Below are 10,854 nucleotides of genomic sequence, written 5' to 3' on the forward strand. Positions count from 1 at the left end.
ACGATGAAAAGAGTTATTTTATTAATCACAGTGTTTGTGATGTGTTTTTTGGTGTTTACGATTGTAAAAACACCCGCTGCCGTTGCACTTGATTTAGCGAAGCCGCATTTACCAAAGCAATTACAATTAGGTAAAGCCAGTGGCACGCTTTGGGACGGCCGCATTATGCAGGTACGTTTTGATGGTGAGCAATTAAATAATGTGCGTTGGCAGTTATCTGGCTGGTCACTATTTACAGGCAAATTGATAGGGACGGTACGCTTTGGTGATCCTCGTGATAAAGCGGATATTTCGGGTCATGCTGATTTTTCATATGGTTTATTTAACCAAGCCATCACCGTGAAAAAGACCACGTTACGCTTAACTGTTGAGCGTGCCATGGAGCGTTTAAAACTTCCTTTGCCGATTAGCGCACAGGGTCGTGTGATTGTTGATTTAGACGAATACAGTTCAGGTGAGCCTTATTGTGAAAGCCTCAGCGGCGAAATCGCGAGCCCGAACATTGATGTGAAAGGCATGAACGGTTGGTTTAGCATAGGCCCTCTTAGTGGCCGTTTAAGCTGTAAATCGGGTGATGTAGCAGTACTTGTTGACCCAGAAAACCGTTTAGGGCTTGAAGCTGACGCAGTATTAAAAGCGAACTTTGACTTTAAAGTGGCAGGTTACATTAAACCTGAAGCAAGCTTACCAAAAGAAGTGCACGATGCTGCGAAGTTCCTTGGTCGCCCTGATAACGAAGGTCGTTATCCGCTTAACTTTTAAATTGGATTAGTCGAACAGTATGCAATTACCTGAGTTTTCAAAGCAGCAAAGCGAGCTTCTCAGTCAGTTTTTAGCGCAGCATCAGTACGCACTTAGCTTGGCACAAACGCAAGGCTACTTGTTTGCCGTGATTTGTGCACCTGAGCCGCTTGATGTACATCAATGGTTAGAAGAGGTTGCGCCTGGTTCTGATGGGCAAATGGACGAGCAAGTGCTGTTTGCATTTATGGCCCTGTATCAGCAGATCAGTGAGCAAGTATTTGAAACAGGTTTTGCATTACCTGTGAGCCTACAGCTGAGCTCACAGGGGCAACAATACCTAGATGTTCAAGAGTGCCAGCATTGGAGCCAAGGTTTTATGCACGGTGCGCAAGGCTACGTTAACAAGCTATTAAGCGCGCCACAGTTAGCTGATGAGCTTAAAGAAGCCTTGGCTAGTGCACTGCAAAGCTTAGGCTTTTTTACCCTTGAAACGAGTGAAATTGCAGCCCTAGCAGCTGATAATGGTTTATCTGAAGGGCAACTATGCCAGCAGCAGTATGAAGTGATGAATGCGTTTGCCGCTGGCTTTGCTGAGCTTATTGAAGTCGTTGCTGTAAATAGCCAACTATATAATGACGAGGGCTGGAACTAACCCAGCTCTAACAGAATGTCTGTGCAACCTTTGGCACAGCGGACAACGCCTTTACCTGGCTGATCAGTTTTCAAATCTAAGGTGAGGGCGCCTTTGCATACTTCGCAGTATAAGGTTTGCCCTTTGCCCAGCTTTTTTAGCATATTGCGTTGTTTGGCAAACGAGTCGCTGGTTTTTTTGTTTAAAGCAGAAAAGTCCATTACTTGTTTAACCTTTCTTCAAGCGCATTCGAGACGATACTACATACACGGTTTAAGCGTTCACCATAAAAATACAAGTTAATATCTTTTTCACGGCAGTAGTGTAAGTGAAAAACTTGTAGTTTATCGTCTGTGGTAAATGTCTCTTCAATATACTCAAGCTCTGAATTAGATAAATTCAGTTGTGACTTAATATTATTCTTAGCCATATTTGCCGCAGGACTTCGGTTGACTTTACTGGCATCTGAAATAAGGCTGACACCTTCTCCTAGTAACCTTTCTCTTGGCTCTTTGATCAAAGGATGATCAATCGTGAAAAGTGCTAAAATAATAAGCACTAAAATAAGAAATTTTTTCATAGCACAATAATCTTTGATCTAAATAAATACGGTATAGGTGCAAGTTTAATAAAATGGTCGTTTTAAAAGCAAGCAGATAAGATTAAATAATTAAAACGTCGTATTTTCGATCAATTCCTGAAATTTTTTATAGATTGAGTATAATGCTTTTATAGGTTTAAAGTTTCAGAAATCTTTGAACGTAATGAGATGTATTCTGATTTGCTTATTGGCACAGAGAACCTCTTACTGCAAACATATGTTTGAGTATTATTTCCTAGTGGCGTTGAGGAATTTTAATGGATAAACAGATTAAGGTTAAAAATATCCCGACGGAAGTAAAAATCCAAAAACCGGAAAACGCTTCCCTCGATGATAGATTTAATCCACGTAACCGTATTTATGTTAGAGCTGTAACAGGTTTACACCAATTGCTAAGACAGCGAATTGGTTTTGTCGGCATGCTTGCATTTATGTTACTACCTTGGATTAACTTCCACGGCCAACAAGCTGTATTGTTTGATTTGGTAGGGCAAAAGTTTAACATTTTTGGTTTAACGCTTTGGCCACAAGATCTGACTATCCTTGCTTTCATTTTAATGTTGGCGGCGTTTGCATTGTTCTTGGTGACGACCTTCTATGGTCGGGTCTGGTGTGGTTATACCTGTCCGCAAACCGTTTGGACTTTCATTTTTATTTGGTTTGAAGAAAAGTTTGAGGGCAGCGCAAATCAGCGTAAGAAACTAGACCAACGCCCGATGGATTTTGATAAGTTTTGGCGTAAAAGTGCTAAACACGGTAGTTGGTGGTTATTTTCACTTTATACCGCATTTACTTTTGTTGGTTATTTCACGCCTATCCGCCAGCTTTTGCCTGATCTGTTTACGCTTGATGCAACAGCCTATTCGTATATTTGTTTAGCCGTATTTGCAGTATGTACGTATGGTAATGCGGGTTGGATGCGCGAGATTATGTGTTTACACATTTGTCCTTATTCTCGCTTTCAATCAGCGATGTTCGATAAAGATACCTTTACCGTGAGCTATGACGAAGCGCGTGGTGAAAACCGTGGTCCACGTTCACGCAAGCAAGATCCAAAAGAAATGGGTTTAGGTGATTGTATAGATTGTAACTTATGTGTGCAGGTGTGCCCAACGGGGATCGATATTCGTAACGGTTTACAATACGAGTGCATTAACTGTGGTGCATGTATTGATGCATGTGATGGGGTGATGGATAAAATGAATTACCCGCGTGGACTTATTTCCTACACCACAGAACGTAATTTAGAAACGCCAGACAACAAAACACATGCACTGCGTCCTAAGTTAATTGGCTATCTAGTTATCTTAGTGGTGTTAACGGGTGCGCTGGTGGCAAATATTACGATGCGCAAACCGATGGACTTAGATATCATCCGTGACCGTAACCAGTTATACCGTGTTGACTTTAATGGCATGGTTGAAAATACCTATACATTAAAAGTTATCAACAAAGCGCAACATGATCAGACCTTTAATATTCGTGTTGAAGGACTCGATAACTTTGAATACATTGGTAAGCAGACATTCACCGTACCTTCTGGTGAATCTTATAATGTGCCATTGTCATTAGTGGTTGACCCTTATGATTTGAAAAAGCCAATGACGAAGTTTGAGTTTGTACTTTCTGTCGATGGTGAGCCAGATGTGCAGATTTCGCAGCCGAGTAACTTCTTTAAGGCGCGATAATTAAGTACACTGAGCAAATGAATAAAAAGCGGGATTTTCCCGCTTTTTTTATATGATGAGACATTATGAGTAAATTTAGTTTTGTTGACCTCACACCCGATTCAATTTTAGATGCAGTTGAAAGTATCGGTGTTTATGCTGAATCGGGACTGCTGGCCTTAAATAGCTACGAGAACCGTGTATATCAATTTAAAGCAGAAGATGGCCATCGTTATGTTGTTAAGTTTTACCGACCAGAGCGCTGGAGCAAAGCACAAATATTAGAAGAGCATGCCTTTGCATTTGAACTTGCTGAAGCTGAAGTGCCGGTTGTTGCGCCTGTAATTATCGAAGGGCAAAGCTTGTTTGAGCATGATGGTTATTTGTTTGCGTTATTCCCAAGTGTGGGAGGGCGCATTTTTGAGGTCGATAATTTAGATCAACTCGATGTACTTGGTCGTTTAATTGGGCGAATGCATCAAGTTGCAAAAGCAAAGCCATTTGAACATAGGCCTGTGATCAGCTGCGAAGAATATCTGCAGACAGCTAAAGTTCAGTTACAAGCAAGTAACTTGGTGCCAATGGCTTTAGAAACTGCGTTTTATACCATCTTAGATTTGGTGATAAAAGAAACCACCGCGCAATATAAAAATGTTGAAACCATCCGCCTGCACGGCGATTGCCATGCCGGTAATATATTGTGGTCTGGTGATGCATTAATGTTTGTTGATTTAGATGACAGCCGACAAGGGCCTGCTATTCAAGATCTTTGGATGATGCTCAGTGGCGATCGTAGCAACCAACTGTTACAGTTAGACACCTTAGTGGCTGCTTATGAAGAATTTTGCGACTTTGATCACAGCCAATTAAAGTTGATTGAACCACTCAGAGCGATGCGAATGGTGCATTACATGGGGTGGTTGGCAAAAAGATGGGATGATCCTGCGTTCCCACGGAACTTTTCATGGTTTGCTGAAGACAAATACTGGGAGCAGCAAATACTAGCGCTAAAAGAACAGCTTGCAGCGTTACAGGAAGCGCCATTAAAATTATTACCATAAATTTTAAAAGTTAAGAAAGACGAGAAAACAATGTTTAAAAAATTAAAGTTAAGTCTACTCATTTTATGTTTACCATTTGCGGCTCTTGCAGCTGATTTTGAAGCAGGCAATCAATACGAAGTATTAAAAACCGAAAAGAGTGCAACACCTCAAGTAACCGAGTTCTTTTCGTTTTATTGTCCACACTGTTTTCAGTTTGAACCGGTTGCAAAAGCATTATCTGCCAACCTGCCTGAAGGGACTGAATTTGTAAAAAGTCATGTTAACTTTTTAGGTGGTGTGTCTAAGGAAACGCAAAGCAACTTGAGCTATGCCTACTTAATTGCTAAGCAACATGGCAAAGGTGAGCAAGTTGCTGATCAAATTTTTAATAGCATCCACAGACAGCGCGCTTTACTCAAAGATATGAAAGACGTAAAAGCATTACTTGCGACTAATGGTATTAGCAACGACGTGTTTGATGCTGAAATTTCAAGCATGCCAGTGATTAGTGCTGAACAAGCAATGCGAGACAAACAAGAAAAGTATTCACAAATGCGTGCCTTAACAGGTGTGCCTACTTTTATCGTCAATGATAAATATAAAATCAATTTAAATACCATCAAAAGCCAGCAGATGCTTGATGAGTTAGTGGAATTTTTATTAAAACAATAATTTCGGAGTAATGAAGTAATGATAAAATTAGTAAAAGCTGTATTAATGGCAGCCACGCTAGGTTTAGCGGCAAATGCCTCAGCAGCGCAATATGAAGAAGGTAAGCATTATGAAACGATTGATGCGCGCGCTTCTAAAAAGCCAGAAGTAAAAGAGTTCTTCTCATTCTATTGCCCGCACTGTAATACATTTGAGCCTATCGTTGCTGATCTTAAAACGATGCTTAAAGAGGGTGTTAAGTTTAAAAAGAGCCACGTAAATTTTGTTGGCCCTCGCGATCCAGAAATCCAAACTGTTTTAGCACAGGGTTATGCAACTGCAACGGTATTACCAAATAGCGATAAGTTAGTTGCAGCTGTGTTTGATCATATTCACACTAAGCGTGCACGTATTAATGAACTGGCAGACATGAAAGGCATCTTCGTTGCACAAGGTGTAACAGCAGAAGACTTTGATAAGTACTACAACAGTTTTTCTGTGCGCACGATGGCGTCTAAAATGACTCGCGATCAAGAATACTATCAACAAAAAGGTGCGCTAAAAGGCGTTCCAACCTTTATAGTTAACGGTAAATACCGTCTAATCTTAGGTGCGGATTCAGGTATTAGCGATGCGAAGAGCATGGCAGACTTAATTAATTACCTAGCTGATAAATAAGCTCAATTAAATTTAATTAAAAGCTCCGTTCGCGGAGCTTTTTTGTTGGTAAAGAAAAATGCAAAAACTATTAGTTTCAAGCTGTTTGTTAGGAAACCCTGTTCGTTATGATGGGCAATCGCAAAATTTACTTCATCCAGGCTTAGAAACACTTAAACAGCAAGGGAGGCTCGTTGCATTTTGTCCTGAAGTGGCTGGTGGCTTACCGACACCAAGGCCGCCTGCAGAAATTAAAGCGGGCAGAGTACTTACCAAAGATGCGCAAGATGTCACAGTACAATTTGCTTATGGCGCAGAACAAGCACTTAAGCTTTGCAAAAAGCAGGGTATTCATTTTGCATTATTAAAAGAATCAAGCCCATCATGTGGTCGCAATACTATTTATGATGGTAGTCATTCAGGAAAGAAAATATCAGGGATGGGGTTAACTGCAAAACTGTTAACCGACAACAATATAGAAGTCTTCAGTGAGCAGCAGTTGCCAGCGCTTTTTGCTGCGCTGGCAGAGAAATAATTTTATTTGCGTTGTAAAAACACACCTGATTCGATGTGGTGGGTGTAAGGGAACTGATCAAAAATCGCAAAGCGTTTTACTTCATGGGTTTTGCATAAGTGATCAAGGTCACGCTCTAGGGTATCGGGATTACACGAGATATAAATAATGTTGTCGTAGTTGGCAACTAGGTCACAAGTTAGCGTGTCCATGCCAGCACGTGGTGGATCCACCAAGATTGTTTGGCAGTTATAGCTTTTCAGATCTATGCCATCTAAACGAGAGAAGGTACGTTCACCTTTCATCGCTTGAGTGAACTCTTCACTCGACATCCGAATAATATCTAAGTTCTCAACTTTGTTCTGTGCAATATTGTATTGCGCTGAGTAAACCGATGATTTTGATATCTCAGTAGCTAATACGCGATCGAATGAACCCGCAAGGGCAATAGAAAAGTTTCCATTTCCACAATATAGCTCAAGTAAATCATTGCTAAGTGGTTGGCAAAGCGCTTGTGCCCACTCGAGCATTTTGATGTTCACTTTCGCATTTGGCTGCGTAAAGCTATTTTCGACTTGTTGATAAATAAGCTCTTTACCGTTTACGTTAAGACGCTCGACAACATAGTCATTACCAATCACTTCTTTTTGCTTACGAGCACGACCAATAAAATCAATTTTAAACTGTGTGCTCAGTTTTGCCTTAAGCTCTTTAATTGCTTGCAGCCACTGCTCATCTAATTGTTTGTGATATAACAAGCTAACAAGGATTTCGCCACTTAAACTTGATAGGTAATCGATTTGAAATAGCTTACGGCGCAGAACTTCGCTACCTTTTAAGTTTTCGATCATGGCTTGCATAACTTCACCTACTAAAGGTGCTGCAGGGTCAAACTCATCAACGCGGATTTTTTCTTTAGTTTGTTGATCAAACATGATGTGAAACAGGTCTTCACCTTCATGCCATACTCGAAACTCTGCACGTTGGCGGTAATGAATAGGATCAGAGCCAAACACTTCTAATTTTTCGACACCAAAACGTCGAAACTGTGAGGTGATGCGCTGCTCTTTCTCACTCAATTGTGCATCGTATTGAGTTGTATCAATTTTTATAACCGCCATGGCTGATTACCTTTTATCTCTTAGCTTTATAACGGCGCTATTGTAGGGAGCGCTGAGGATTTGTCTAGTTTTGTTATTTATTTTAGTGTCGTTTTTTTATACAAAAAACTTAAGTTCTTTGGTTTTTGGCCGATAATGAGTTAACCATAACATGGAGTCGGATCATGAAAATTGGCAACCTAGGCTATATGCCTAATACAAATGTGAATAAATACAATGGCAAGCAGGCATTGCAACAGCCTACCATTCAAAATCGTCAAGATAGTTATCAACAACGCGGTCGTGAGCTCGCGGCAAAAGTTCTTGATGATAAACTTGCAGAGGCATTAGGCCTACCTAAAGCCGAAGAGAAAAAAGATAAGCCGCTGTTCGACTTTGAAGAGATCGTAAAAAACGTTCTCGACTTTGTTGGCGGTGCACTTCGTAAAGCAAAAGCCGATGGTGCTGATGATGAAAAACTCAAAGGCATGCTAGGTGATGCACGTAAAGGTGTGCAAATGGGCATCGACGATGCGTATGGTGAGCTTAAAGAGTCAGGCATTCTCAACGATGACATTGAAGAAGGGATCAAAAAGTCTAAAGAAGGTATCTACAAAGGTATTGATGAATTAGAGGAAGACTTGTTCAATCCTAAACCGAATGCGGTTTCAGTAAGCCAAGCTCAGTATATTAGTTTAAGTAATAACGCTGAATACACCTTCACCACCGCTGAAGGTGATGAAGTGAGTATTAGTTTTGCAGATGCATATCAAAGTAAGTCAGCAAGCAGCTATAGCAAAAATGGTGATAACGAGGCCTTTGTCAGTGAATCGTCTCAATCTCGTGACTTATCATTCTCGATGACAGTCAATGGCGATCTAAATGAGCAAGAGCAGCAAGCTATCAATGAACTGATGGAAGACTTACAAAGTGTCAGTGAGACATTCTTCTCTGGTTCATTAGAAGATGCCTTTGAACAAGCTAAAGAGTTGAACTTAGGCAACGAGCAACTTGTTGGCTTTACGATGGATCTGAAACAAACCAAAACAGTGGCAGCTATTAAAGGCTATGAAGAATATAAACCAGCCCCTGAAAAAGAAGTTGCTGAGAAAATTGCGCCATTTAATGACGACTTGAAGCAGGCGTTTAATAAAGCGGGCGATATTGGTTTGCAAAATGAACTAGCTGGCATCTTACAATGGTTAAACCAAGATAAAGAAGAAGTCAGTAAGTTGGTAGATTATACCAAAGCCATGTTTGAGCAAATGAATAAGCTACGTTCGGCAACAGAAGAAGAAGCGTAGTCCTTCTTTCTTTTTATTAAGCCACATGGCAAACTGCTGACCTTTGATGATCCGAGGTAAGCAGTTTGTCAGTTCATATAATGGTGTTTGATTCAGGTATAGGTGGAACAACCGTACTAGAACAGATCCAAGCTGTGATCCCTGATGCTGATTATAGCTATTTTATGGATAATGCTTTATTGCCTTATGGCGCACAAAGCCAGCAAACGATCATCGCTCGTCTTTTTGCACTACTAAAGTTTATAGAAACAGCAAACTTACACGTAGATATCCTAGTTATTGCCTGTAATACCGCTTCTACCTCTGCATTAGAAACTATTCGCCCTTATACAAATATCGAAGTTGTTGGTGTTGTACCTGCGATAAAGCCTGCGTGCGCTATTAGTAAGAGTAAACATATTGGCTTATTGGCAACACCATCGACGATTAAGAGTCGCTACACTGCAAACTTAATTAGTACTCATAGCCAAGGCACACAAGTTAGCTTATATGGATCAACGGCGCTGGTGGAAATTGCTGAAACACTATTTCATACGCAGAAAATCAATAAAGCAAAGCTTGAGAAAGTATTGAGTGATTTAGCGATAGCAGAAGATATAGATGTATTAGTTCTTGGTTGTACGCATTTCCCATTACTCGCCAGCGCGATTAGTGATTACTTCAAACAACAGGTATTACTCATTGATTCAGGTAAAGCTATTGCTAAGCGCGTTGAAAGTTTGATTACTTTACGAGGCTTTACTTTTACAACCGATAAAAAAAAGCCGCTGCATTACTATGCAACGGCTCCTATAGGTCATTCGCAATTACGCGTTGAGCTGATTACGCTGACTGATCAGATTCCTCACGGAAACCATTAGCCTCGTTCTCTTGTTTTTGTTTTGCTTCACGCACTTTTAAAGTACGTTGTTGGAACTCGCTATCATTTAATTGATTGATTGCGTTATCTGCATCCGCTTCTGCCATTTCAACAAAACCAAAGCCACGACGTTTACCTGTATTTTTATCTTTTAATAAACGTACGTTGAAAACTTTGCCTTGCTCTTCAAATAAAGCACGAACAACACCTTCATTAGCACGATAAGGTAGGTTGCCAACATAAAGTGTTTTTGTTTTTACTTCGGCCTCCTCACTTGACGTTGATGAAAGTGCTGCAATAACTAAAGCACCAATTAATAAGCCTGCACCAAATAGTAATGCTGGGTCCAAAGCCAAGCTTGCAAATGCAAACTTAACAACCACAAAACCTAAAACAGCAAGAATAACTGAGAAAAGAAAAGATTTTTGATCGGGTAATTTCATTTTGATCTACCAATAAACAAGAAATAAACATTAATTTAACATTGTGAACTTGCTATCTTAACGAGTTAAATGAACATAGCAATGAAATTTGCATGAAATTATGAATATTGGCTTAAAAAACAGCCATAATAGCGACCGTTTTTGCTGTTTTCGGTAATTTTAGTTCGCTTTTTGAGCGAACAGTAAAAAGATCGAAAAAAAGTGTTGATCTGTTTTTGGATCTCCCTATAATGCGACCCCACTGACACGGCGGGCAGCAACGAAAGGCGCTGAACAACGTAGCAGAGAGTTAAGTGAAGCTTCGGTTTCAAATAATCGAAAGAAAGTTTGAAATTAAGTGTTGACTCGAAAATTTAAGGATGTATTATACGCATCCCTAGCGACAACGTCGCAACGTTCTTTAACAATATAAAGCAATCATCTGTGTGGGCACTCGTACAGATTGAGTTCTAACAGCGAAGCTTAGTTTACTAAGTGACGCAAACAAATTTAGAGTCTCAAATGTAACTGAGTGACTTCATAGTCAATTCGATATCGAAAGATATCAAAATCAGAATTCATTGAGCACGAAACTTCGGTTTCAAAAAACTTTTAATTGAAGAGTTTGATCATGGCTCAGATTGAACGCTGGCGGCAGGCC

Annotated in this window: 13 protein-coding genes; 9 read left to right on the forward strand and 4 right to left on the reverse strand. The window is 40.2% G+C overall.

Features of this window, described 5'->3' with window-relative positions; genetic code table 11:
- The first annotated feature begins 3 nt into the window (after positions 1-3).
- Positions 4-762, forward strand: a complete 759-nt coding sequence (locus tag C2M33_RS10715; RefSeq protein WP_105174427.1) for a type II secretion system protein N — start codon at positions 4-6, stop codon at positions 760-762.
- Between the two features lie 19 nt (positions 763-781).
- Complete coding sequence (locus tag C2M33_RS10720; protein ID WP_105174428.1) at positions 782-1,396, forward strand: UPF0149 family protein; 615 nt, start codon at positions 782-784, stop codon at positions 1,394-1,396.
- On the opposite strand, the gene C2M33_RS10725 is transcribed toward C2M33_RS10720, so the two are convergent.
- Together C2M33_RS10725 and C2M33_RS10730 are read right to left on the reverse strand one after the other, a co-directional pair.
- Positions 1,393-1,596: a hypothetical protein gene (locus C2M33_RS10725; RefSeq protein WP_105174429.1), complete on the reverse strand. Its 204-nt coding sequence runs from the start codon at positions 1,594-1,596 to the stop codon at positions 1,393-1,395. The genes C2M33_RS10720 and C2M33_RS10725 overlap by 4 nt on opposite strands.
- Positions 1,596-1,955, reverse strand: coding sequence for a hypothetical protein (locus tag C2M33_RS10730; protein ID WP_054564062.1), 360 nt, complete (start codon positions 1,953-1,955; stop codon positions 1,596-1,598). Before C2M33_RS10730 ends, C2M33_RS10725 begins: the two co-directional genes overlap by 1 nt.
- 278 nt (positions 1,956-2,233) lie before the next feature.
- Between C2M33_RS10730 and ccoG the strand changes: the two genes are divergently transcribed.
- From ccoG to C2M33_RS10755, 5 genes are all read left to right on the forward strand, one after another.
- Entirely contained in the window at positions 2,234-3,664 is a 1,431-nt protein-coding gene (gene ccoG / locus C2M33_RS10735; RefSeq protein ID WP_105174430.1) for a cytochrome c oxidase accessory protein CcoG, read from the forward strand.
- A 65-nt stretch (positions 3,665-3,729) separates the two neighbouring features.
- Complete coding sequence (locus C2M33_RS10740) at positions 3,730-4,704, forward strand: serine/threonine protein kinase (protein ID WP_105174431.1); 975 nt, start codon at positions 3,730-3,732, stop codon at positions 4,702-4,704.
- Positions 4,705-4,734: 30 nt separating this feature from the next.
- The gene (locus C2M33_RS10745; RefSeq protein ID WP_063701930.1) at positions 4,735-5,358 is read left to right on the forward strand and encodes a thiol:disulfide interchange protein DsbA/DsbL; all 624 of its coding nucleotides are present in this window, start codon (positions 4,735-4,737) and stop codon (positions 5,356-5,358) included.
- 18 nt (positions 5,359-5,376) lie between these two features.
- Positions 5,377-6,015, forward strand: a complete 639-nt coding sequence (locus C2M33_RS10750; RefSeq protein ID WP_105174432.1) for a thiol:disulfide interchange protein DsbA/DsbL — start codon at positions 5,377-5,379, stop codon at positions 6,013-6,015.
- Between the two features lie 58 nt (positions 6,016-6,073).
- Positions 6,074-6,529, forward strand: a complete 456-nt coding sequence (locus C2M33_RS10755) for a DUF523 domain-containing protein (RefSeq protein WP_105174433.1) — start codon at positions 6,074-6,076, stop codon at positions 6,527-6,529.
- Positions 6,530-6,531: 2 nt separating this feature from the next.
- Here C2M33_RS10755 and trmA read toward each other — a convergent pair whose 3' ends face one another.
- Positions 6,532-7,629 (reverse strand): tRNA (uridine(54)-C5)-methyltransferase TrmA, encoded by a 1,098-nt coding sequence (gene trmA / locus C2M33_RS10760; RefSeq protein ID WP_105174434.1) that lies wholly within the window; start codon positions 7,627-7,629, stop codon positions 6,532-6,534.
- A 164-nt stretch (positions 7,630-7,793) separates the two neighbouring features.
- Here trmA and C2M33_RS10765 point away from each other — a divergent pair, with 164 nt between their 5' ends.
- Together C2M33_RS10765 and murI are read left to right on the forward strand one after the other, a co-directional pair.
- Positions 7,794-8,912: a DUF5610 domain-containing protein gene (locus tag C2M33_RS10765; protein WP_063701940.1), complete on the forward strand. Its 1,119-nt coding sequence runs from the start codon at positions 7,794-7,796 to the stop codon at positions 8,910-8,912.
- Between the two features lie 65 nt (positions 8,913-8,977).
- A complete protein-coding gene (gene murI, locus C2M33_RS10770) occupies positions 8,978-9,772 on the forward strand; it encodes a glutamate racemase (RefSeq protein WP_105174435.1) in 795 nt (264 codons plus the stop codon).
- On the opposite strand, the gene C2M33_RS10775 is transcribed toward murI, so the two are convergent.
- On the reverse strand, positions 9,735-10,214 hold the full coding sequence (locus tag C2M33_RS10775) for an RNA recognition motif domain-containing protein (RefSeq protein ID WP_105174436.1): 480 nt from the start codon (positions 10,212-10,214) through the stop codon (positions 9,735-9,737). The two genes, murI and C2M33_RS10775, sit on opposite strands and share 38 nt — an antisense overlap.
- Positions 10,215-10,854: the final 640 nt, after the last annotated feature.

The organism is Pseudoalteromonas sp. T1lg122 (genome assembly GCF_002964825.1).
Lineage (GTDB): Bacteria > Pseudomonadota > Gammaproteobacteria > Enterobacterales > Alteromonadaceae > Pseudoalteromonas > Pseudoalteromonas gelatinilytica.

Coding starts and splice junctions, on each gene's coding strand:
- C2M33_RS10715 (WP_105174427.1), top strand. CDS start 4: ATGAAAAGAGTTATTTTATTAATCACAGTGTTTGTGATGTGTTTTTTG.
- C2M33_RS10720 (WP_105174428.1), top strand. CDS start 782: ATGCAATTACCTGAGTTTTCAAAGCAGCAAAGCGAGCTTCTCAGTCAG.
- C2M33_RS10725 (WP_105174429.1), bottom strand. CDS start 1,596: ATGGACTTTTCTGCTTTAAACAAAAAAACCAGCGACTCGTTTGCCAAA.
- C2M33_RS10730 (WP_054564062.1), bottom strand. CDS start 1,955: ATGAAAAAATTTCTTATTTTAGTGCTTATTATTTTAGCACTTTTCACG.
- ccoG (WP_105174430.1), top strand. CDS start 2,234: ATGGATAAACAGATTAAGGTTAAAAATATCCCGACGGAAGTAAAAATC.
- C2M33_RS10740 (WP_105174431.1), top strand. CDS start 3,730: ATGAGTAAATTTAGTTTTGTTGACCTCACACCCGATTCAATTTTAGAT.
- C2M33_RS10745 (WP_063701930.1), top strand. CDS start 4,735: ATGTTTAAAAAATTAAAGTTAAGTCTACTCATTTTATGTTTACCATTT.
- C2M33_RS10750 (WP_105174432.1), top strand. CDS start 5,377: ATGATAAAATTAGTAAAAGCTGTATTAATGGCAGCCACGCTAGGTTTA.
- C2M33_RS10755 (WP_105174433.1), top strand. CDS start 6,074: ATGCAAAAACTATTAGTTTCAAGCTGTTTGTTAGGAAACCCTGTTCGT.
- trmA (WP_105174434.1), bottom strand. CDS start 7,629: ATGGCGGTTATAAAAATTGATACAACTCAATACGATGCACAATTGAGT.
- C2M33_RS10765 (WP_063701940.1), top strand. CDS start 7,794: ATGAAAATTGGCAACCTAGGCTATATGCCTAATACAAATGTGAATAAA.
- C2M33_RS10775 (WP_105174436.1), bottom strand. CDS start 10,214: ATGAAATTACCCGATCAAAAATCTTTTCTTTTCTCAGTTATTCTTGCT.